Raw genomic sequence first — 22,176 nt, 5'->3', positions numbered from 1 at the left:
GCGGAGATCCTTTGGTTTTTAGCTTGAAATTTTCTTTGCCAGCTCAAATTCCTTCTCGAAAGGCATCTGAAGGTCCTTCAGCATCTCAGGGATGGCGATTGCCCAACTGACATAGTAATAGGCGAGTAGTTTGTATCCGGAAAAAGTGGTGCCGGGGATTTTGTTGAGTTTGTATCCTTTCTTCTGTGGATTTATACCAGTTCTTCCTAGCATGGCGACCTCTAGTGCAATTTCCTTGACTTTGTCCTTCGACATATCCTTGAAGTAACCCAATGCACCCGCCATATACATTGCCACCGCCATATTGATATCCTTTCCAGCGTGCTGTTCTTGGAATTTCCCGAGTTCTTCCTCCTCGTCCTCATCAAATCCCTGCTGTTGGAAAGGATCCTGTTCTATGGCGTTCAACACATCCTCAGGTGTCTTGGTCGAAGGTTTGCCCTTGGACCTGTAGGCAGACTCATCCACCAGTTCGAAGTAGGAGTCCAATTCCAAATCTTCACCCCAATGTTGGACCAGTTCATATTCTTCTCCCGGTTTTCTATCATTTCGGTATTCATTGAATTCATCCCAAAAAGCGTCCACCTGTTCTTTTTCGAAGGGTCTTATGGTGAATGTTTTTTCCATTTTCACACCGAATAAAGATTCAAAGTGTCTTGCGGAGACGACATTAAAAATCCGGCTTTTTGTCAAGATATTGGGAGGTGATAATTCGATGATTTTAGGGTCGTTTACGGCCTTGTGGGCTTCCACGTTCATTTGGTATAGTGAATGGAATTGGACGAATCTCAGCTCAGGAAAATGGTTGAAGAGATAATCCTCGATGAACAGGTCAAGTGGTGTATTGAATACTTGTCCGAGAATCCCCTGGAACAGATCTTGTGAATACTTTGAAATACTAGCCTCTGGCACGCCCCTTTTTTCCAGATTTTTGAGCGATGGCCTGATAGTTTTCCTGAAGTCGTCCAGTTTTCCGTCATTTCCAATGAATAACTTGTTTACACCAACTTTACGGGCTTCTTCTGCCAGTTTGAGGTGTGTAAGTTCATGTGCTATTAAATGGTCTGTATTGGGGTATTTTGGGTTGGTTTTGACCAAATGGAAATCCCTTCCGTAATTCTCTGCATATTCGACCTTGGCCGCTGTCGAAATAGTTGGGTCTTCCTCGATCCTTACATCTTTGCCAGTCAGATTTTCGATCTCCTGGATGTAGTCTACGAGGGATTCCTTGCCTACATTTTGATTGATGAGGGATTTCGAAGATTCAAGTGCGAGCTGGAGAGCCTTTTGGTGCACTTGTCCTTCCACCTGTTCTTCGTTTCTTAGGGATTCGATCGCGAAGCCAAAACTGGTTCTGAAATCACCCTTCTGAAAATTCACTATTGCAAGACCCAAGGTGACGTTTGGGAATTTGGCGTTGGCAACATAAGCCTTGGATAGGTATCGTTCCGCCAAGGTCAATTTCCCGGATTGTAGGAAGGTACCACCGATATTGTTCAACGCCACATAGTTTTTAGGATCCGTTTCTACCACTTGGTCGAAATATGCCATGGCTGTGGACAGATCATTGAAATACCTGACGTAGATGTTGCCCATAAGAATCAAAGCCCAATGGTTGGAAGGATTCCATTTGAGGGCATCAATCAGATGGTTGATGGCTGTCTCATGGTCGCCTGATTCTTCATATGCCTGAGCGAGGTTTCTATGGTACTCTGAATCCGTTGGATTCTCTTCGATAAGGCGGTGGAATATCGGGATGGCCTCCTGATACCTTTTTTTGGCACAAAGATCGGTTGCCCGATAAAAATCGTTGGATTTACTCTCTTTAACAGTATCCTGAAGTTCTACAACAATCTTGTCGCCTTCTATTAGGATTTTGACTTTGATTGGATGGTAGAATTCCGCCAGTTTTTGTCTTACGGCAGCATCATTGGTAGCATCTACTTCAGGGAACAGTTTGTTGAAAAAATCGGATCTATTGAAATTGATGGTCATCTAGAACGCTAGGTTGTTGGGTACGCTTGAGAGGTAAAAGTAGCAAATTATAAATTATGCTGAAATTGGGTAAACCTATTTGGAAGGGCACGGTCCGCGTCATTTCCGGCAAACGCTTCAAGATTGATTGGGAGAGGGGGGTGAGCGGAACTGGGGGGTGAGGGTTCCCCGGTGCGCAAGCTGGACTACGTCCAAAATCCAGTTGAGGGGAGTTAAATTTCTATGGCTCTCTAGTTCCTTTAAATTACATAAAGTAATATATTTTCAAGCGCTGGTTAAAGGTATGGAACACTCCTTTGCTCTTAGAATTTTTCAATCATTAGTTCCTTTTAGGATTCTTTAGAAGCAGTACTTGCATTGAAATTTTTATCTTTTTCTTAATACCAGATCATGGCAAGAATTAGGATTGTAGCAATTACAATATTATTTATAAAATAGTTTTATGTTCAATATCTCTTACTGCAGTTGAACTATCCACCTTGGTAGAAGTATAACACTTTATTCCCTTTTTTATAGTAGCGCTAGCATTTTTGCCAATATCAATATTCGGGTCAATGATGTTTATAGAATTTTAGTTTCCATTTGATTCTTATGGCATGCATAATATTTGTGCGTTGCTTCAATATCTAATTTACGATCATTGCCAATTTTATAGTCTTTTTGAGCTAATGCTAGCGCTTATGCTAGTTTGACAACCAATCAATATATAATAGAATTAGTGCTTTTTAATTTCAACAATGTTCAAAGTACTATCATTACTATATATTTATTTTTTCTTTTAAAACTTCTGTATACTAGTATGTGTATTTCTATTTTATATTTTTATCTATTTTATTCTTATGTTTTGTTTTATATAAATTTGTAGTTGTATTAATTGGCTTCCCAAGGGAAACACTCTCTTTCTTGTTGGAAATACCCCCTTATCTAGGGATGAACTACCCACTTCTTGTAATGGAACTACCTTCTAGTCTTTGAAAGAACTACCCCCTTTCTTGTTAGAAATAGTCTTGTTCTTTTGAGGTATCACATTTCCTTCTGTAATAATTCTACCAACACAGTGATTATTTTCATACTTGTTCTCTGTTTTGATAAACCCCTTTTCTTGAAGAAAGGATATTCGCTTTGATACAGATGACCTGGTTAATCCCAACAATTCGCCAAAATATTTATTTGAGGCAAAGCAATGGTCTGGTAGTTTAGTCAACGAGAGTATTTCCGACAAAAGAATTTTGTTGGTTGAGTCTAAGGTTGTGTTTTCCAGGATGTCTAAAGGAATCCAAATTCCTTTTCGGTTTAAATTTTTTTTCATAAACTTTTTTCGTCTTTAGGCCAAAGTAAACCTCATCCTTTGGCGATTATAAATTATTCGAGGTTTAAAAAATATATCTAAAAAATATGAAAAATGGAAATTTTAGCAATTAAAATTTGTCATGGATAAAATTACAGTATAAAATTTTTTTTCTTATAGAATCTGACTTTTTGGAATACACTGATATTTATAGATATGAAGAAGAACATAAAGGATATTCCACTGCGTGTTAGAATCACAGCTAGGCAGGAAAAAATGATCCGTGACTACATAGAAAATGAGGAATCCACCAAATCTGAATTGGTGAGAAAGTCCATAAACCAATATTTTAAAAAAAGTAAGTAGAATGGAAGAAGAGAATTACAATTACCTGGATATTAAGGAGTTTATAAAAGAAATTAGAAAATTCCCGTATCGGCAACCGCTTGAATTGAAGATTGGCTATAAGATTTTGAAAGATTTGAACATCGATCCTGAACGAGATGATGATATCAATATTCATTGCTCCTCAGCGGATTTTCACAACTTTCTCGCAAGAATCATACTGACCACCCTTAATTTTCAAAAAACGTAAAGAAGATGCAGCATGATCCCTTAAATGGCTGGAAATTAGCCAAAAAGGGAGACATGGACATAGAACAGTACCAGTACTTATTTGGTGATGACTTCAAAAATGAACGGAGTCTTGAATGGGTTATTTACCAATACCTATATTATACGCATCACACGAGTAGGGAAGAGGACAGTTTCTATGCGAGATTGGGGAGGGAAGCAACTAAAGCAAGGCTGGGGATGGTTGTGGATTTTTACCAAGGTTTGAGAAATCAGATAAATCAAGCGACATTACAGGAGCTGATCATCCGGAAGCAGGCGATTGAAAATCAACTGGCAAGTCTTAGGAATTCCAACTCCACTGGTTCCCTTCCAATGATGTATTTTGGTGAGTTAATTTTAAAAAAAAGTGAGGTTTCCGGTTTAATTTCAATCAAGAGAAGGCATGATGTTCTACCAGAGATAGAATTCTTTTCCAGCCTAAATGCACAGGACTTGATGGATTTTTTGTCGTAGGGAATTGGTGATTATTGAATCTTTTTTGTCGTACCAAACCAAAAAGGGCGACAATATCAAGATTGCACCAAAAATAAACGATAAAAACACCCATTCGGGTGTTTTTTTATTGATACTGTATTCCAAATCCTTAGGTTGGGGATTGTCACTTGGATGAAATGGTCTTTGATTTTTTCAATTCGTTCAGAAAAAGGACTAAAACGAGGCCTCTGGCCGCCAATTCGTCAGGAAACCAGCTTTCTGGAGTCACTAGGTCATGGGGGTCCAGATTTCTAAGTTGATCCAAGGAGGATCGAAATTCTAGTCGTATGACATTTTCCAATTCATCTACGTAACGAGGGTAATTGGCGATAAATGTGATTGAATCCATCGTCTACTTTTTTAAAAGTTGGTGCTTTTTTGCAATCTTCTTTACCTTGACGATTGTCCGACTGGAAGAATTAGTCAATTTGGAAACTTCTTGAATTGTCATACCTCTGTTGAGATACTTTAAAATCGACATACTCCCTTCCTTTTTTAAAAAGTCCTTTTCAGTTTCATTGGATCCTATTGGTCGTCCTAGTACGCCTCCCTTCTGCACATAAATCATTCGACCTGCCTTTGTCCGCTCCTTAATATTCTCCAATTCCAATTCGTACAAAGAAGACATCACCGCCGAAATCATTTTCCAGATTGGATTTTTCTTTCCATTTGGCCGAGATTGGATACCTAGGTTTCTGACGATTACATTGACCTCATGTTTTTCTAGCCACTCCAAAGTTTGAATGACATCGCCTGTGTTTCTGCCTAGTCGTGATTGTTCTTCCACCACCAGCTCCTTCACTTGTCCAGACTCCACAAGTTGAATCAACTCCTTGGCCTTTGGACGCTCGTTAAACTTTTGTGTACCTGATACCTTGTCCATCAAAGTCAGGTCGTATTGGTCGGTGTCTGCTTGAAAGCGGTCACCTGTTTGATTCAAGGTTGAAACCCGATTATACTTTACCTTCATTTTTTTTGATTTTAATCTGAGAATAAAAATACAGCCAAATCCTCACTCTGCCGCCTGTTTTGGGTTCTAAACGGCTCAAAATCAGCGTTTAATTTTATTCTTGAATAAAAGGAAAAAAAGAGAGAGATAGGGATAAAAATGCGCTTAAGGTGCTGATCGATTTGCGCAAAAAAATGATCCTGGGCATAGATCTACCTAGAATTATACTGGCAAGTCATTCGGATTGCCAGCTGAAATCAAAGCCCAGATCTTACCCGGTGAGGTTTTTTTCCAGGGTCGGTGGAGCCCAAGCTTTTTGCCAGTGATATTTCTCATGCAGATCTCACCGGTGTGGACCTGAGTCGACAAGGTTGCACTCCCATTTTTTTAAAGGAAGTGAAACCTTGCCGGTAAGATTTCTCTAGTCGGAGGTCCCCCGGGTGCCTGAAGATCCTGTGGCTTCTATAGGTATCCCCCCTCCCTGGGGGGAAATCTTGGAGTCTTAGGAGGGGGGACGGTGTCGGGAAAAAATTTTTGGGAAAAATTTCTGGAAAATGGGACACCTCTTAATTTAATGGTGTACTGTGCACAAGAATGACTTTTTCTATTTCGGAAATGATTCGGCTCTTAAATGAACAAAGGGATTCATCAAACTCCCTGTCCACCTTCTCTATGAAGTCAGTTACCTCTTGTGCGAAATTTTTTGGGTCAATCACCTCAAAACATAGAACCTTTGACTTCCTGTTTTCATAAACTATATAGAAGTCTGGATTATAGACCAAGATTAGGCTGAACCCGTCACCGTCGACTAGGTACCAAAGGTGTTTGAAATTCATGGTCTTAAACTGGCGGCCTTTGTTTATTGAGATATGCGTAAGAAATAGAGATATTTTATTGTTGGAAATCTGTTTTGTCTAGTCGGAAAATAGGGAGTTACCTTCCTTTTAGCTTTGTCGCTATGCCAGATTATTCCACCTTTCTTCAAAAGTCTCGATCATAAAATTAGTAATAATAAGCTACTGTCATCTAAGGTGGTTTAGTTTATTCAATTAATGGAAACTAAATTCAGTAAAATCTTTGGGATGTTTCAATAATTTCTCCTTTTATATTATAAAACTAGATTGTACATTGTATACAGTTTGATACTGTTTTAGGTCCTTTACTCTTTGATTATTTAATATGAGTCGATTCGTTTTATCGCTTGCATTCAGCCTTTTCTACCTGTCCACCGTTTTTGGGCAAAAACTGACAATCAATGAACTGACTAATCTTGGGAGAAAGAAAAACTGGGAGGAGATTAATCAGTTTTTGATGTCTAAGGGATGGGTTTATTATGATTCGGAAAAGGGTAGTTCTCAAGAATATAGCACAATTACATGGTCATATAACAAAGACTCCTTTAGCGATAAAGCACAGGCATGGTTTTATTTATTCACCTATGAGGGTTATCCCAATAAAATATCTTACTCATTCTTTAATCAAGACTCCTATTCTTTAATACAAAGCAATTTGGGTCCATCTGGTTTCAAGCTTGTGGAAAGTAAAATAGAGGATAATCAACTAATCTCAACTTATCGGAATTCCTCTTTTACTTTGAATACTTCGACAAAAAAACGAAGTGATAGTGATTGGACTGATAGAACTCTAACCGCATACACAATAACCTTGATTAGAAACGAAGGTGTATACGATTTGAATAACGGGAGGAAGATTGATTACCATTATGGTAACATCGTTAAGGCGGAATATACATTGGTTAACGGAAAGCTACATGGCGAATTTAGATTTTTCCATGAAAATGGGAAGCTAATGAAGAGTGGGGCCTGCATAAATGGAGTTGAACATGGAATTTTTAAAGAATACGATGAAAATGGAAATTTGGAGGTGGAATATCAAATGGTCAATGGGCAACTTGATGGTGTTGTAAGAGTATTTGAGGGTAAGAATCTTTTGACCCTTACTACTTACAAAAACAATATAAAGAATGGGCCAAGGGCTGAATATTCGTATGATGAAGGTACTGGTGAATTGTTTTTGAGGTTAATTGGAGAATATCTGAATAATGAAAAAAATGGAAAATGGGAGTTGTTTGCCTATAGTGAAGGACAGGAGATTTTGTTAACAATCGAAAATTATAAAAATGGTTCATTAAATGGGCCTTTTCAGGACGTTAAGGGGGACAGTTTAATTCTAGGTTCGCACAAGAATGGCTTACTTGATGGAGACTATAAAGTTTACTTAGATCATATTAGATTCCTTGTTGGAGGAATCATAAGAACGGATACATCCAAATTGTCTCTTGTAACTGAAGGTAGTTTTCAAGATGGACTGGAATCTGGTTATTGGAGGAATTATGGAGTGACAGGTACGATATTAAGCGAAGGGGCATACACGCAAGGAAAAAAAACAGGAGAATGGAAATATTATTATGAAAGGCTCCTTGACTCAGAAGGTAATGTTCGGCCATACTCAAATCAATTATTTCTAGTTCAAAGTTATTCAAATGGAAAGTTAAATGGAAAGTCGATTAGGTATTCATATTTGTTTGAGGAAGAGATTGATTGCCAACAATCAAGCGAGAAAGGTGGTGAAGTAAGCGTTTGCAAAGAAATTCGGGAAACGAAAGTCAATGAAACTTCAAATTTTATAGATGATAAACTAAATGGTGAATATGAACTGCTTGATTCTGTTAAAAATTTAATTGTAAGAGGTGTTTACGTAGATGGGGTAAAGGAAGGAGAGTGGTTACATAGATATACTAATCAAGACCTTGACGGTGAGACAATATCCTATTTTCAAAAAGGTAACTACAAAAAAGATAAACGTGAAGGCGAGTGGATTCAGTTTATGGAAGAGGGCCATATCTTGGAAACGTTAAATTATTTGGAAGGAGAATATCATGGCGAACATATAAAATGGAACGGTTTCAAAAGACCACGCGAAATCATAAAGTTTGATTCAGGAAGTATTGTAGAGTTAGTAAGATTCGATAGTCTAGGGATTGAGCCATCCAGGAGATACGAGATTTTCAATGCAAGTTCTGAAGGATATCATTGTAGATTGACAGAATACACACAAGGCGGTTATGTTTCACAGGTCTATTGGTCAAAGACCGAATCCAGACTTGATCAGGATTGGTTTGAATTAACTTTTTTGTTATCCATAGATGACGAAATAGGCGATGGAACAAAGGGATTCAAGGATGGAGAGTTTAAAATCATGAATAATGCTAATCAGCCAATACTTTTAGGAGGTTACTTTAAACATTACAAAACTGGAAAATGGATACAATATTTTTATGACCAAGGGTTAAAGATGGAGTTAGATTATAACGAAGGTATTAATCCCAGAGAAAGATACTATCGGCTGGACGGTTCTGCGTTTACGGGTGAATTTTTTCAGATCGATGAGAGTAATAATATAAAGGAAGTCGTGAAAATCAAGGGTGGGGTCAGAAATGGAATCACTGTTTTCGTTGATCTAAACAACAATAAAACAATTCGGACTGAGCGGTATAAAGACGGCAGACTTAATTGAAAATTTATTGTGCAACTTCATCTTGGTTTTTTATTGTTGCGCTTGGATTAAAGACCTTTGAAATTCTGTGCTCCGTTGGTTCCGATTTGATTTTAATCTGCAGGTTGGGTACTTTACGTTAGTCTGGACGCATGTCGAGGTATGGAATTTTTGTCGGGTAACTTTAGCTAGGCTTTTCCCGCAAAAAGTAGATTTTCAAATTTACTTCTGGATCGTTAAAAAATTGTAAACTTTGTTGAAGCTTTCAATTGATTGTTAATCCAGATTTCAATTTTGTAGTCACCAAAAATCGTATAGTCTCCTCTGGTTTTTTTGCCCCAGCGTGAAAGTCGAATTCGTGAATCAGCTCCATTGATTTCAATTCTATCAGTATATGTATAGGTTGCTGAAGATCCCGTGCCCCGACTTAGAGAGCCATCCGGGTAGATAAATTTTACCGAAACATCAACTTCCTTTGGAAACGAGAAGTTCTTGGGGTATGAAATCTCTAAGACTGGATAGATGTAGGTCACATCACCCTTTGCGGGCACAAGTAGGTTGTAATTTCGACCTTCCTCATCAAAAATGGCAAGCATGTCCACAGATATCAGGCTCGAGAAATATGAACTCCGTCCATAACTGTTTTCTTTTCGGATTTCGTCCTTTAGATCATTTACCTCCGTTTTTAATTTGCCATTTTCGATAACGAGATTACTATTCTCTGTTCGCAGTGTAGCGAGTTCATCTTCTTTTAAATTCTGGATTGTGGCAATTTCATACTTAAGGGTATTGATATTATCGCTAAGATTCAGATAGACAAAGAATAGGATAAAAATGACAACCGCTGAAATGATTTTCCATAAAGTTGAGCCCTTAGTTTTAACAACTTCCTTGTCTTTGTACACTGTCCTATCTTGATAAACAATCTTTTCTTTTGTGTAACCAAATACGTTACCTTTTCTAATATCTAATACCGAATTACAACCAATACAATTTATTTGGACACTTCTATGCCTTGAAAAATTCGTGTCGTTTCCACAGACGGGGCACTTTATATTAACTTTGTCGGTTTCGTTGGCGACCTCTTCGGCCAGAACCTTACCCCAATCCTGAGCTGAAGGCCTAAGTAGCGGAGAAGTGTTTCCTTTATCAAATGCATCGATGAAATATTTCTGAATATTTGAGGGAAGGAGTTTGAAATTGTCATGTTGTTCAGGGGCCTTTAGATATTGTGATTTTAATCCGAACACGAACAAGCCGTTTTTTATTGCTTCTTGGATCGTTGTGAGCTTTTCATATGGTTTCAGGCTGGTCGCCACGTAAGGATGTAAGCCAAAAATTATCTCATAAAAGATTACAGCCATAGAAAAATAGTCCCAGGTGGGAGGAATATAATTGATAGACGGATTCAGGGAGCTTCCCTCAAAGGGTGTATACTCTGGTGTCGCCACATGACCATGATGAATAATGTTTGAATTTTTTGACACCTGTAAGCTATCAAGGTCTACTATTGAGACCCTTCCATTAGGGTCAATCAAGACATTTTGGGGTTTTAGATCCACGAATACATAGGTACCTGTTTCATGAATACAATGAATCGCTATTGCTATATTTACACAGAGTTTTAGGCGATTCTCTAGAGAGGAAGGTTTCTTTCTGTCAAATTTCTCATGAAAGACCTTGTTTATACCTTGCTTGATTTTATTGGTGCATATTTCATAAAGTTGAATACTATCTGGAAAAGCAAGCGGCATTATGAACCCCACAAACTTTCCGTTCAAATATATTACATCCTCTACCCAGCAAATTTTGAAATCGGAAGAAAACCTATTTTGGGAAGGGCGATTCCTAATCAAAAAATTTAATTTTCCTTCTCTACTTTTGTCTTGATATTGAGAGAAATAGATTTTCACGCATCGATTTTTATAATCCGTTGGAGAGATTATTCGATATAGTTCTCCTTCACCGCCATTGTGAAATGGTTTTGTCTCCAAATGGATTGTTTGAGATGAAGCTGTTGTGACAATCATTTAAAAAGCTCATTTATAATCCTGAAACCGCCAAGATCAATGTTTTATCATCAGGTTCACTAGCAAGTCCATTAGTTCCTGAGATTAGAAAATCAGTCCACTTTGACCCAATCTCCTCAGGAGTCAAACCGGCTTTTTTCATTTCTTTAATACCATTTATCAACGGGTCAAAAAATTTAGAAAATGGTAAATTTGGGTCTGACCACGAATTAGTGTTGCTGTCAAAAATACTACATGAATAGGAATGGGTTTCACATCCGTCAGACATCAACGTAAAGGCAGAGTATTCCTCTTGGAAAACTTCTGCTTCCAAAAAGGAATCTATATCCTGTTCATTCCAAATTTTTGAGGTTATGAATGCAGTTTCATTTGCTTCCTCTCCCTTGTATGGCCTGATCAAAGGCAGCCATCCTTTTTCCGGAGACAGATAACCGGCCCTCCCATCTCCTATGTGGGTTACGAGAATACCCGCGGGATGATAAATTACAACTATAACAGTGCAAGATAAACTTGAAAGAGAGTATCCATTTTTATTTCCAAAATCCTCCAAATCCAATCTTACCTGATACAGACCTTTTTTTGCCCATTCTCTCCATTGCTCTGTTGAAATCGTTTCTAATGCATCCAAACCGATTCCAGTCTCCATAATTTTGCCAAAAATTTCAATAACTCTCTCCGAAACAAACTTAGATCCTATCTGTGAATTTTTTGCTGAACCAGCACCATCACAAACTACAGCAATTCCAGAGTTTTCATTAATTGGAGACAAAAAGAAATTGTCTTGGCAAGGTAATCCACTTTCCCTGTGTGATTTTCCGATTGATCTACCTCCAACAATTATCCAATTACCAATATACAAAGCTTGACTACTAGACTCTTCCGCCGAATTTTCATTCTTCTCTTGAATCTCCCTTAATTTATCATTCTTTGACGTGTCAAGACCGGGTACTCCGTCGTCTTTTGTATCATTAGATGGACTTTCGTTTTGTACCCCGTCTCCAGTGTTTGATTCTGGTTCTAACGATGATTGGCCGAAGGTACTAGGAAAAGCATTGACTAGGATAGTCTCTCTCTGATCAACCGGGTCGTCAGTGATTATATTGATTTTGAGTTCGGAAAGATCATCAGCCGACCCTTCGGAAACCTGACCCTTAATTGTCTCTTTCTCCCTAACCTTTAAATACGTAGTTTTGATTCTTCCCTTTGACTTAAGTGTAACATAAGAACTTCGTTTTTTAAAAATATCCCAAACTAAATATAGGAAGATGAAAAACGCTAATGCGAATGCCACAAACGAGACTAAACGGAAGAATCCATTGTAGATGTCAAACATATAAACAGTTTATTCAAAAAGTTTAGGGTGCGATTATATACCTAATTAGTTTTTACAGGGTTATATCTTAAAACCTTTCATCCAACTCGCTGGACTTGGCATATTGATAGTGTCGCCATCTTTTGATCCGGTTACTGTTGTCATGCTTGCACTCAACCACTTAAAGAATTCACTGAATTTTAAACCTTTCAAGAAAGATGGCGGCATCTCGGGGCTTGATATCTTAGTTAATACGTCCATGTTAGCACCTTGGACGCCTACTGCAAAAAAGAAAAATGACTTATTTGCGGTACCAGTCCTAATTTCGTTTGCGAGACTATCCACATCCTGATCACTGTCCGGTGCACCATCTGTCATCAGGATGATCCAAGGCCGGTAATATCTTTGACCCGTAGATTTATACCAGCCTTTCCTTTCGGAGACTTTTTGAATTGCCTCTCTAACTCCGTCAACCAGCTTGGTAGTCCCTTTGGTTATCAAACGCGGCATCGTGAAATTTTCGACAAGTGACGGCTCCACAAGTACATTAACATCAGAAGAAAATTCAATCAAACAGACTTCGAGTCTGTTACTTGCTGTTGAGTCAGTTTTGATTTCTTCATGAAAAGTATTGATCCCGTTGTTCAATTGATCTATGGGGTCCCCTGACATAGAGCCAGAGACATCTAATACTAACACGCATAGACATTTTTGTTCAAAATTTTCAGGTGTTTCTACATTATTAAAGGCCATAAGTCTTACGATTAAAAGTTAAGTAAGCGATTATAGCAAAATTTTTTCGAAAATGCATCCAACCCATATCCAATGGATTAAATCTTTTTCGAGGATTTGTATCCTTTTCAGAAAAGAGTGACCGATTTGTTTAGATGACGATGTTATACCGATTTTTTGTTTTTTGAATGTACTTAAAGCGTGGTGAAGTAAGATGTACCTTTCAATAATTTGGTCTCGAAAAATCGCTCGGTTAAATCCATTATTGGTATCATTTATTGAGGTATCGATCCAAAAAGGCGGTATTTACTTCGAATAAATTAAATGATGTAAAATTGAATCATTGAGTGGGTTAGACTTATGGGTTCATTTTTCATATATTTGCAGTGCCGATTGCAGTTTCCTATCAAAACGATCCCGATATACTGCAATCAAAAACATTGAGTCTCTGATTATCAGAATTTTAGGATTCTTACTAATAATGGAAGTTTCCTAAACTTTAGATACAGGTTCGATTCCTGTCGAGGCTACAAAGGTGCCACTTCAAATGTAGGAGTGGCTTATTTGTTTGAATGATTGGCCCCGTGGTACAATGTCCGCCCGGCTGTCGCCAGTCGGACGGGGATAGTACGTAGGTCTCCGGAACCGGAGGTATTTGGCCATTGACTTTTGAGGTCGTTAATTGTCCGAATGAAGGCCGAAAGTGGCTTTCTTGGTGAAATGAAACTAAGCCATTTATAAATGGCCCCGTGGTACAATGGATAGTACGTAGGTCTCCGGAACCTAAGATCCAGGTTCGATTCCCGGCGGGGCTACAAAGTTTCACTTCGATTTTTTTTAGGATGGAGAAGTACTTCGCATACGTGATCAAGAGTGTACACCACGAATATTTTTATAAGGGTCACTGCAAGGACTTGGAAGTCAGGCTACGTCAACACAATGCTGGGATGACCAAGTCGATACGTCCCTTTATGCCGTTTGTGATCGTCTACTATGAAGAATACGGGACATTATCCGAGGCGGTAAAGCGGGAAAAGTACTTCAAATCTTCAAGAGGTAGAGCGTTTCTAAAAAACAAACTTTCTGGCCCCGTGGTACAATGTCCGCCCGGCTGACGCCAGTCGGACGGGGATAGTACGTAGGTCTCCGGAACCTAGGATCCAGGTTCGATTCCCGGCGGGGCTACATAGTTTCACCAATTTTTTTTTGTAGAATGGAGAAATACTTCGCGTACGTGATCAGGAGCGTAAACCACGACTATTTTTACAAAGGCCATTGCAAGGATTTGGAGGTCAGACTACGTCAACACAACTCGGGGATGACAAAGTCTATACGCCCTTTTTTACCGTTTGTGATCGTCTATTTTGAAGAGTTTGGGACATTATCCGAAGCGGTCAAGCGGGAAAAGTACTTCAAATCTTCAAGAGGTAGAGAATTTCTAAAAAAGGTTCTGGTCACGTAGTTCAATGCTTGCCCGGCTGACGTCGGTCGGACGGGCCCGCCCGGCTGTCGCCAGTCGGACGGGGATAGTACGTAGGTCTCCGGAACCTAAGATCCACCCGCCCGTCCAGAGAGCGTCTTTTGGAGTATGATTCCTTTCTATGTTGGACATTCGGACAGGGGTTAGATTCCCGACGGGGCTACTTCTTTTTTTGTTGAAAACTTGTGCATATCCCCTACTTTCTGGTGGAAAAATTGTTTATAAAAATATCAACAAATGATTGGAATTCAGGTATCAACGTGCGAAATTTGATAACATCAAGTGAGAGATAAAAGATCGGAAGTACGATTCCGGGTTCGGTTTTGAAATAGAAAGTGAGAAGCGAAGGGACAAGAAGAAACAGCAATGTTTTGGAGTCTGAGACGGGAAACCGCAGAAGCATCATCACGACAAAAGGAGTTCGAAAGAACGACTTGTTTCGAATCGGGTTTTTGTTTTGGGCAACTGATGCAAAGTCACAATAACTGTAGCTTGACATGAGTTGGTGGTTACGATTACCAGTTCATGAATCGGGAAGTGTCGCCAAGATGCTTCCCGATTTTGTTTTTTAACCTGCCAAGGCTTGACTTTGGCATTGCTATGGAGATAGTCCTGGCCTTTGACGCAGGGCCACCCTTTCGACTTTGTTTCCGATGCAGACATTTTGCGCGGCAGGTACCAAAGGTGCAATCCCTTTGTCATTTATTCGGAATTCAAGTCTATGGCACCCTAGGTGCTTTTCCCGCGTAAGCTGCGTTTTAACTGTAATAGAAGGATGGCTCAGAGATCCGAAGTGTTGGAATACTTGGAAAAGCTTCCAGAAAAGGAAAGGATCGCCTTGGATAAGTTGCGTTCCCAAGTCCAAGCGCTAGTCCCTATGGCGGAAGAACGCCTCAGCAGGGGTGTGCCGTTTTACTACTACCTTGGCAAAAGGGTTGTTGGATTCAGGTCTTCTAAAAAGCACCTATCATTTTTCATCATGGACGGTAGAGTTTTGAAGGACTTTCATGATAAGTTGGAGACCTTTGATTACTCCTCCACCGTCGTACGGTTTACCCCCGACAAACCGCTACCGGAGGCGTTGATTGCCCAACTGGTACGCGCACGGATATCGGAAATTGATCACCAACTGACCAAAAAAACATGAAAAAGATATTTATCAACCTGCCAGTTGCCGACCTGGGGCGGTCGAGGAGGTTTTATCTACAATTGGGTTTTGTGGAGAATCCCGTTTTTTCAGGTGAAAGCCAAACCTGTATGGCTTGGGGAGAAGGGGTCTTGGTCATGTTGCAGTCCAGGGAGTTTTTCGTCCATGGGAGCAAACGACAAGTAGCGGATAAGCAAGGAGCGATTTCTGCTTCTTTCACCTTGCCGCTGGCTAGTCCCAAACAAGTGGAAACCGTCCTTTCCAAAGCAGTCGCAGCGGGTGGAAGGGTAGCTGGTGAGACTATCGATGAGGGATACATGCAAGTACATACACTCGCGGACCCCGATGGGCATATTTGGGGTATCATGAACCTTGATATGGAGCGGTATCTCGAGGTGAGCGGGAAGGGGTAGGGGCTCTTTAGGTGTAAATGAGATATTCTTTCTTTATTTGAATTGAACTTGACCATTTAGAGGAATTTGCCGAGCCACCACAATGGTTTATTGTGAATCGAGAATGCATACTAAATATTGACTAGACATGCCAATTATTCGAAAGCTGTTGTGCCTGACCGTCTTTTTTGGTTTTGTATCATGTGATTGTGGTTTTTTCGGGTCTAACGATCTGGGAAGCAATTTTGCGTTGCTTGAGGGTGATCGACTTGAAGATCGTGTTATTGTATATTGTTTGGGTGAAAAGGGTGATTGTTGTTCAGGCGGGACGTATATCATTCCGAGTTACGATGAGCATTATTTTCCTGATGGAACTTATCGGGAGTATGTTGCTTCAGCAAAGTCGGATGAAAATTGGGTTGCAGTCAAAACCCAACAGCAAAATGGAGATATAAGATACTGGCTTCTTGATAAAACGCTTGATTTTGATTTGAAGGCCTATTCTTCCGATGAATCTTCGCCTGATTACCTTAATAAATTGATTAAGTTGAAAATAATCGGACCATTGATCGAAGATGAATTCCGTAAAAAAATTGAATGACCTCAATATCAAGCTTGAACTAAATTGATTCAAATGTTGATATCCTATTGTTTGAGATAGGCCAATCTTGAAAAAGCTAATTTGAGATCTTCGAAAAATCGACTCGCGATCCGTTCGGTCCATAACCTACAAATCCAATTCAGGAGCCTCAGACCATTCATTAATAAAGCACACTCCAAGTATACCCCTAGTACATGCCTAGTACACCATTCGTACACTCTTCGACAAAAACGAAGAAAGCACGGTGCTTTTCGAAGAGTATATAACAGTCCAAGGAAATCCCTGATTGGTGGATACTGCCTTCAAAAAAATAGATTTTAATCTGACTGGTAAATTGTCCCTCAGCGCACGCGTAAATCAAACCTCCAAGCGCTCTCCCGGCTCGATCCACATGCCATCCTTGCGGATGATCTCGATCAGTTCGTCGACGGCTTTTTCGGAGGCTACGGAGCGTTTGACCACTTCTTTGCCTTTGTAGAGGGTGATTTTTCCTTTTCCGGATCCCACATAGCCGTAGTCCGCATCAGCCATCTCGCCGGGTCCATTCACGATACAACCCATGATGCCGATCTTGACACCCTTGAGGTGGTCCGTACGCTTTCGGATCATGGCCGTGGTTTCCTGAAGGTCAAACAAAGTCCGGCCACAGGAAGGACAGGAAATGTATTCTGTCTTGGACATCCGCGTGCGCGCGGCCTGCAGTACCCCAAAGCTGACGGAATTGTGCAGCTTGACCTGCTCCAGCAGTACTTCCCGCGGCGCTTCCCGGTATGCCTCCAAACCGATCATAATCCCCTCGCCAAGACCATCGACAAGCAGTCCGCCCACGTCGGTCGCGGCGTAAAGCATCGTCTTGTCCTGCGTCTGCGCGGGGTAATCCACCTTGACGACAACGGGGATTTGGCTGTGGTTTTCCATCAGTTGGACAAAGGCCCGGCGCAAAGCCGCCATGTTGTGGGCATTGTCGCTGTGGAGGATGATGACGACATCATGTCTGCCTTCGATGAAGGGCAAAGCCTCTTCCACCTCGACATCTGACAGGAAGAGGAAATTAAGTCCGTAATGGAATTCCTCGGCAAGCTTGAATTCAGACAGGGTAAAGGCGGGGAACTTGTTGTTCCTATCCTCTGCGGCCAGCCAGTGGTTGTAGTATTGGATTTCCTTCATCCCGTTGGGCAGCATGAAGGGAATCGGATGGTCGCCTGAAAACACATAATCGGCCCCTTGGTCGTTCATTTTCCACTTGTCCAATTCGGGCAAATAGAAATGGCCAAGGTTTTTCATTTCTTTTTCCGTGATATGGGCGACTGCCGAGATATCCGTGATGACCCGTGGTACGTTGGTTCCCCCAAAGTTGAACACTTCGATGCTGTCACGCTTGTTGTGCTCAAAGGGTGTAATCGGGTAATGGGTAATGGCTGGGATGGGCGCGTGGTTTTCACGGCCCAGGTATCTGTCGACCAAAGTCTTTGCCACTGGCGATTCAAATTCAGGATCCTCGGTCAATGACACACGGACCGTATCCCCCAAGCCGTCTTCCAAGAGCGTACCGATGCCCACGGCGGACTTGATGCGTCCGTCTTCCCCGTCGCCCGCTTCTGTGACGCCGAGGTGCAGCGGATAGGGTTTGAAGCCCCCTTCGTCCAGTTTTTGGACCAAAAGGCGGTAGGCTTGGACCATGACTTGGGTATTGGAGGATTTCATCGAAATCACGATGTCGTGGAAGTTTTCGTCTTCACAAATCCTCAAAAACTCCAGCGCCGACTCGACCATGCCGAGCGGGGTGTCTCCGTAGCGGCTCATGATGCGGTCTGAAAGCGAACCGTGGTTGGTACCGATACGCATGGCGGTACCGTGTTCCTTGCAGATTTTTACCAAAGGCAAAAAGCGCTCGCGGATTCTTTCGAGCTCTTCCTGATAGCTTTGGTCGGTATATTCGATGATCTCAAACTTCTTCTTATCGGCATAGTTGCCGGGATTGATACGGACCTTTTCCACGATGCGTGCGGCTACTTCCGCTGCATTGGGCGTGAAATGGATATCCGCTACCAAGGGCGTATTGTAACCCCGCTTGCGGAGCTCGTTGCGGATATTTTGGAGATTTTCAGCTTCTTTGATGCTGGGGGCCGTGATTCGGATGAGTTGGCAGCCGCTCTCAATCATGCGGATGCACTGCTCCACTGAGCCTTGGGTGTCCATGGTATCGACCGTGGTCATGGATTGTACCACGATGGGGTTGTCCCCGCCGATGATGACGTCGCCGACACGTACAGGGATCGTCTTTCTGCGTGAATAAGACGTCAGGCTGTCGCAATACTTGATTTTTTCCAGTAGTTCCTTGGCTTGCATACCGTGATTATAAATCTCCTAACTGAGGTCTGATAACTATCTCTTCAACAACGGAATGGGGCGAAAGGTTGTAGGCCGACCAAACCGCCTCTGCCACATCCGATGCTTTCATAAATCTTGATTCGGGAATATCGGCTCCCTGCCAACTATCCGTGTACGTCGCTCCCGGCATGACCGAGGTGACTTTGATCTGGTAATCCTTCAATTCCTGCCGCAGGCATTTGGTAAATCCCAACATGGCCCATTTGGAAATCGCATAGCTGCCACCGTTGGCATAGGCGGTCAGTCCCGCAATGGAGCCAATGGAGAAGATATGCCCGGATTTGCGGGCGATCATTTCTGCCGTGAATGCTCGCGTCAGGTAATAGGCCGAATACAGGTTGGTCTGCATGAGGAGCTCAAAGTTGCCCTCGGGCTCCGAGTGGATCGATCCGGGAAGGAATACCCCCGTATTGTTGACCAAAACATCCGGAATCGCCTGCTTTTTGACCGCTTCCGCAAAGGCAATGACATCGCTTTTCTGCGAAAGATCTGCCCGCATCGTGAACAGAGATACTCCGGGAAACCTGCTTTCAAGTTCACTCCTCAACTCATCCAATCCCACTTGGCTGCGTGCACAGGTGAAGATCGAAAAGCCTTCTGCAGCAAATCGCTCGATGATGGCCTTTCCGATTCCTTTGGTTCCTCCTGTGACGACGATGGACTTGGACATGGGGATGATGGGGAAAATTACTTCGTGTTGTAATAGTTAGTATGACAACTATCTACGGTCGACAAAGTTACATTTTTTTGAAAACTTTGCTAAATAAACGTTTCACACGCCTTTTCCTTTGGATTTATAGTTTATTTTGGAGCCTATGGAACACCAAGTGACCGATAGGCTGGAATTGGCCGCACATTTTGTGAACACGACGCATTGCCCGATTTTTCTGACGGGAAAGGCCGGCACGGGGAAGACGACTTTTCTCCGCAAGCTTGCCCAATTGACCCACAAGCGCTTTGTCATCGTGGCGCCGACGGGTATTGCCGCACTTCATGCCAAGGGAGTGACCATCCATTCGCAGTTTCTGCTGCCTTTGGGTTCCTTTTTGCCAACGCGTGAACCTGAGGGGAACTTTGGCAGCAGCGGTGGATTCTACACACAATACAGCCTTGGCAGGAGGCATACGCTGAACGCCAGCCGAAAAAAGGTACTTCAATCCATCGAGTTGCTCATCATCGATGAGGTGAGTATGCTGCGGGCAGACGTTTTGGATGCCATTGATTACAGGCTGAAAAGTGTGCACCGCAATTTTTCCGAACCCTTTGGCGGGGTGCAGGTGCTGATGATTGGGGATTTGTTCCAATTGCCGCCGATCGTCAAGGATGAGGAATGGCGGGTTTTGGGTAAGTTTTACAAAAGCATGCACTTCTTTGAGGCGGCGGCGCTGCGGGATTCGGGCATGGTTTATTTGGAATTGGACAAGATTTTCAGGCAAAAGGATGAGCAATTCATATCGATTTTGAATCACCTTCGGGAAAACCGGGTCACGCCCGCCGATATCCAAACCCTCAATTCCTTTTATAAAACAGAGGATCAAATCAAGTCGCTGAAGGATACCATCACCATTACGACTCATAATTACAAGGCCGACTCGATCAACCAACAGGAACTCCAAGCCCTGCCGGGAAAATCATATTTTTTTGAAGCGGTCATCGACAAGGATTTTCCTGAGTCGATGTATCCCTTGCCCAAGGTGCTCGAACTGAAAGAAGGGGCGCAGGTGATGTTCATCAAAAACGACTCGAGCGGTTCGGCGGAGTATTTCAATGGAAAAATGGCCAGGATTGCCGAAATCGAAGGGGATGAGATCGCTGTCATCATGGAGGGGAATGCATTCCGCACGACCCTGCGCCGCGAGATTTGGCAAAACAAACGCTATGTGCTGAATGAAACGACCAAGGAACTTGAGGAAGAAATCATCGGTACTTTCGAGCATTTTCCGATTAAATTGGCTTGGGCGGTGACCGTGCACAAGAGCCAAGGACTGACCTTTGAGCGGGCGATTATCGATGTAGGGCAGGCTTTTGCCCCGGGGCAAGTGTATGTGGCGCTGAGTCGCCTGAAGGGCTTGGAGGGACTGACCCTGCGGACCCGCATCCAAAGCCATATCATTTCCGCCGATCCGAATGCCTCGGATTTCACTGTTTCCGCCAGCCAACAGGAGCCTTTGGAAAAGCTGTTGTCCTTCCATCAGCGCAGGTATTTGGAGAAGCTTTTCACCCACACCTTTTCCTTGGAGACCCTGTTCCAAAGCATTGAGGCCTTCCAAAAGGATGCCGACAGCTCGATGGAGTTTGAGGATGTCGAAATGCGCCTTGCTATCCCGACTTTGATGGCCGACCTTGCTTTTGAATCCGAGAATACGACCAAGTTCCAGCGCCAACTCGTCAGTTTGCTGCAGGCCGCTGAGATGGAGAAGTTGTCCGAAAGGCTGGAAAAAGGCTCAGCCTACTATTCCAAGATATTGGAAAAGGCGCTCAAATTGGTCCTGATACATTCCGCCGAAGTTGCGCGGTTTTCCAAGACCAAGGAATACCAAGAGGGCCTGTCGGGTATCGAATTGGCCCTGTTTAGGAAATGGGAAGAAGTGCGTCGGGTATTGCTGCTTTCGCGTGCCATCATCGATGGGGAAGAATTTGGCAAGGTCAACCAAATCACCCAAGAGCTGATTGATTGGCGCCTGCAGGCGGCCTTGGAAGCCAAGCAGGCAGCTGCGGAAAACCCCAAATTCAGTCTTTCGAAGACCGGCAAGAAGAAAAAGTCGGAAAAGGAACCCTCCCTCAAGCGGGTCAAGGGCGATACTTATCTCCTGACCTACCAACTCAGCAATGCTGGGAAGAACATTTCGGAAATTGCTGCCGAAAGGGGATTGGCAGAGTCCACGATCCGAGGCCATTTGGCCCGGGGGATTGGAGAAGGGCAGGTGGATATTTTTAGGCACATGGGACAGCGGCAGATCGATGAGATAGGGGCTATTTTGGAAAAACACGCCGGGGATCTGTCTGAAATTCGTCAAACCTATCCCGACCAATACGACTATGGCAGCCTCAAGATGGTCAGTGCCTATTTGGATTTGAAGGAGCGGTTGGAGGGTTGAAACCTTTTCTGTCTAAAATTTTCGGTCACAACAGGAGGCAATTAGGATAATCGCTTCCGGACGTAAAAAATGTGTTTGTTAGTTCAATAGGAACGGTGCTTTAGCCCGTTCCCAGAAAGCGATAAAGAGGTTTCA

General features: G+C 42.3%; 16 protein-coding genes and 2 tRNA genes. 10 read left to right on the top strand and 8 right to left on the bottom strand.

Annotated features, from left to right (window positions below):
• Positions 1 to 18: 18 nt before the first annotated feature.
• A complete protein-coding gene (locus L0U89_RS09850; protein WP_234861362.1) occupies positions 19 to 1,995 on the bottom strand; it encodes a tetratricopeptide repeat protein in 1,977 nt (658 codons plus the stop codon).
• 1,888 nt (positions 1,996 to 3,883) lie between these two features.
• Here L0U89_RS09850 and L0U89_RS09845 point away from each other — a divergent pair.
• Positions 3,884 to 4,372, top strand: coding sequence for a hypothetical protein (locus tag L0U89_RS09845; RefSeq protein ID WP_234861361.1), 489 nt, complete (start codon positions 3,884 to 3,886; stop codon positions 4,370 to 4,372).
• A gap of 373 nt (positions 4,373 to 4,745) precedes the next feature.
• Here the strand turns inward: L0U89_RS09845 and L0U89_RS09840 are convergent, their stop codons facing one another.
• Complete coding sequence (locus L0U89_RS09840) at positions 4,746 to 5,363, bottom strand: recombinase family protein (protein ID WP_234861360.1); 618 nt, start codon at positions 5,361 to 5,363, stop codon at positions 4,746 to 4,748.
• 545 nt (positions 5,364 to 5,908) lie between these two features.
• On the bottom strand, positions 5,909 to 6,178 hold the full coding sequence (locus L0U89_RS09835) for a hypothetical protein (protein ID WP_234861359.1): 270 nt from the start codon (positions 6,176 to 6,178) through the stop codon (positions 5,909 to 5,911).
• Positions 6,179 to 6,521: 343 nt separating this feature from the next.
• Between L0U89_RS09835 and L0U89_RS09830 the strand changes: the two genes are divergently transcribed.
• Positions 6,522 to 8,879 carry a toxin-antitoxin system YwqK family antitoxin gene (locus L0U89_RS09830; protein ID WP_234861358.1) on the top strand — a complete coding sequence of 786 codons (2,358 nt, stop codon included), beginning with the start codon at positions 6,522 to 6,524 and terminating at the stop codon, positions 8,877 to 8,879.
• Positions 8,880 to 9,094: 215 nt separating this feature from the next.
• On the opposite strand, the gene L0U89_RS09825 is transcribed toward L0U89_RS09830, so the two are convergent.
• From L0U89_RS09825 to L0U89_RS09815, 3 genes are all read right to left on the bottom strand, one after another.
• Positions 9,095 to 10,771 (bottom strand): protein kinase domain-containing protein, encoded by a 1,677-nt coding sequence (locus L0U89_RS09825; protein ID WP_234861357.1) that lies wholly within the window; start codon positions 10,769 to 10,771, stop codon positions 9,095 to 9,097.
• 130 nt (positions 10,772 to 10,901) lie between these two features.
• Positions 10,902 to 12,221 carry a PP2C family serine/threonine-protein phosphatase gene (locus tag L0U89_RS09820; protein ID WP_234861356.1) on the bottom strand — a complete coding sequence of 440 codons (1,320 nt, stop codon included), beginning with the start codon at positions 12,219 to 12,221 and terminating at the stop codon, positions 10,902 to 10,904.
• A 60-nt stretch (positions 12,222 to 12,281) separates the two neighbouring features.
• A complete protein-coding gene (locus L0U89_RS09815) occupies positions 12,282 to 12,953 on the bottom strand; it encodes a vWA domain-containing protein (protein WP_234861355.1) in 672 nt (223 codons plus the stop codon).
• A 722-nt stretch (positions 12,954 to 13,675) separates the two neighbouring features.
• On the opposite strand from L0U89_RS09815, the gene L0U89_RS09810 reads away from it, so the two are divergent.
• The 7 genes from L0U89_RS09810 to L0U89_RS09780 all read left to right on the top strand — a co-directional run bounded on the left by L0U89_RS09810 (position 13,676) and on the right by L0U89_RS09780 (position 16,552).
• Positions 13,676 to 13,747, top strand: a tRNA-Arg gene (locus tag L0U89_RS09810).
• A gap of 27 nt (positions 13,748 to 13,774) precedes the next feature.
• Entirely contained in the window at positions 13,775 to 14,047 is a 273-nt protein-coding gene (locus tag L0U89_RS09805; protein ID WP_234861354.1) for a GIY-YIG nuclease family protein, read from the top strand.
• Positions 14,018 to 14,117 (top strand) — tRNA-Arg (locus L0U89_RS09800). Before L0U89_RS09805 ends, L0U89_RS09800 begins: the two co-directional genes overlap by 30 nt.
• 28 nt (positions 14,118 to 14,145) lie before the next feature.
• Entirely contained in the window at positions 14,146 to 14,394 is a 249-nt protein-coding gene (locus L0U89_RS09795; RefSeq protein ID WP_234861353.1) for a GIY-YIG nuclease family protein, read from the top strand.
• Positions 14,395 to 15,187: 793 nt separating this feature from the next.
• The gene (locus L0U89_RS09790; RefSeq protein ID WP_234861352.1) at positions 15,188 to 15,559 is read left to right on the top strand and encodes an iron chaperone; all 372 of its coding nucleotides are present in this window, start codon (positions 15,188 to 15,190) and stop codon (positions 15,557 to 15,559) included.
• The gene (locus L0U89_RS09785) at positions 15,556 to 15,972 is read left to right on the top strand and encodes a VOC family protein (RefSeq protein ID WP_234861350.1); all 417 of its coding nucleotides are present in this window, start codon (positions 15,556 to 15,558) and stop codon (positions 15,970 to 15,972) included. The genes L0U89_RS09790 and L0U89_RS09785 overlap by 4 nt, the downstream gene beginning before the upstream one ends.
• 127 nt (positions 15,973 to 16,099) lie before the next feature.
• Positions 16,100 to 16,552, top strand: coding sequence for a hypothetical protein (locus L0U89_RS09780; RefSeq protein WP_234861349.1), 453 nt, complete (start codon positions 16,100 to 16,102; stop codon positions 16,550 to 16,552).
• Positions 16,553 to 16,909: 357 nt separating this feature from the next.
• Here L0U89_RS09780 and ispG read toward each other — a convergent pair whose 3' ends face one another.
• On the bottom strand, positions 16,910 to 18,901 hold the full coding sequence (gene ispG, locus L0U89_RS09775) for a (E)-4-hydroxy-3-methylbut-2-enyl-diphosphate synthase (RefSeq protein ID WP_234861347.1): 1,992 nt from the start codon (positions 18,899 to 18,901) through the stop codon (positions 16,910 to 16,912).
• A 7-nt stretch (positions 18,902 to 18,908) separates the two neighbouring features.
• The gene (locus tag L0U89_RS09770; RefSeq protein ID WP_234861346.1) at positions 18,909 to 19,613 is read right to left on the bottom strand and encodes an SDR family oxidoreductase; all 705 of its coding nucleotides are present in this window, start codon (positions 19,611 to 19,613) and stop codon (positions 18,909 to 18,911) included.
• A 145-nt stretch (positions 19,614 to 19,758) separates the two neighbouring features.
• On the opposite strand from L0U89_RS09770, the gene L0U89_RS09765 reads away from it, so the two are divergent.
• A complete protein-coding gene (locus L0U89_RS09765; protein WP_234861345.1) occupies positions 19,759 to 22,041 on the top strand; it encodes a helix-turn-helix domain-containing protein in 2,283 nt (760 codons plus the stop codon).
• Positions 22,042 to 22,176: the final 135 nt, after the last annotated feature.

The sequence above is a fragment of the Mariniradius sediminis genome (assembly GCF_021491425.1).
In the GTDB taxonomy this organism is placed as follows: domain Bacteria; phylum Bacteroidota; class Bacteroidia; order Cytophagales; family Cyclobacteriaceae; genus Mariniradius; species Mariniradius saccharolyticus.
This window is presented reverse-complemented; position numbering and strand designations above follow the sequence as displayed.

Excerpts from the sequence above, each read along its gene's own strand:
- L0U89_RS09850 (WP_234861362.1), bottom strand. The coding sequence starts at position 1,995 with ATGACCATCAATTTCAATAGATCCGATTTTTTCAACAAACTGTTCCCT.
- L0U89_RS09845 (WP_234861361.1), top strand. The coding sequence starts at position 3,884 with ATGCAGCATGATCCCTTAAATGGCTGGAAATTAGCCAAAAAGGGAGAC.
- L0U89_RS09840 (WP_234861360.1), bottom strand. The coding sequence starts at position 5,363 with ATGAAGGTAAAGTATAATCGGGTTTCAACCTTGAATCAAACAGGTGAC.
- L0U89_RS09835 (WP_234861359.1), bottom strand. The coding sequence starts at position 6,178 with ATGAATTTCAAACACCTTTGGTACCTAGTCGACGGTGACGGGTTCAGC.
- L0U89_RS09830 (WP_234861358.1), top strand. The coding sequence starts at position 6,522 with ATGAGTCGATTCGTTTTATCGCTTGCATTCAGCCTTTTCTACCTGTCC.
- L0U89_RS09820 (WP_234861356.1), bottom strand. The coding sequence starts at position 12,221 with ATGTTTGACATCTACAATGGATTCTTCCGTTTAGTCTCGTTTGTGGCA.
- L0U89_RS09815 (WP_234861355.1), bottom strand. The coding sequence starts at position 12,953 with ATGGCCTTTAATAATGTAGAAACACCTGAAAATTTTGAACAAAAATGT.
- L0U89_RS09805 (WP_234861354.1), top strand. The coding sequence starts at position 13,775 with ATGGAGAAGTACTTCGCATACGTGATCAAGAGTGTACACCACGAATAT.
- L0U89_RS09795 (WP_234861353.1), top strand. The coding sequence starts at position 14,146 with ATGGAGAAATACTTCGCGTACGTGATCAGGAGCGTAAACCACGACTAT.
- L0U89_RS09790 (WP_234861352.1), top strand. The coding sequence starts at position 15,188 with ATGGCTCAGAGATCCGAAGTGTTGGAATACTTGGAAAAGCTTCCAGAA.
- L0U89_RS09785 (WP_234861350.1), top strand. The coding sequence starts at position 15,556 with ATGAAAAAGATATTTATCAACCTGCCAGTTGCCGACCTGGGGCGGTCG.
- L0U89_RS09780 (WP_234861349.1), top strand. The coding sequence starts at position 16,100 with ATGCCAATTATTCGAAAGCTGTTGTGCCTGACCGTCTTTTTTGGTTTT.
- ispG (WP_234861347.1), bottom strand. The coding sequence starts at position 18,901 with ATGCAAGCCAAGGAACTACTGGAAAAAATCAAGTATTGCGACAGCCTG.
- L0U89_RS09770 (WP_234861346.1), bottom strand. The coding sequence starts at position 19,613 with ATGTCCAAGTCCATCGTCGTCACAGGAGGAACCAAAGGAATCGGAAAG.
- L0U89_RS09765 (WP_234861345.1), top strand. The coding sequence starts at position 19,759 with ATGGAACACCAAGTGACCGATAGGCTGGAATTGGCCGCACATTTTGTG.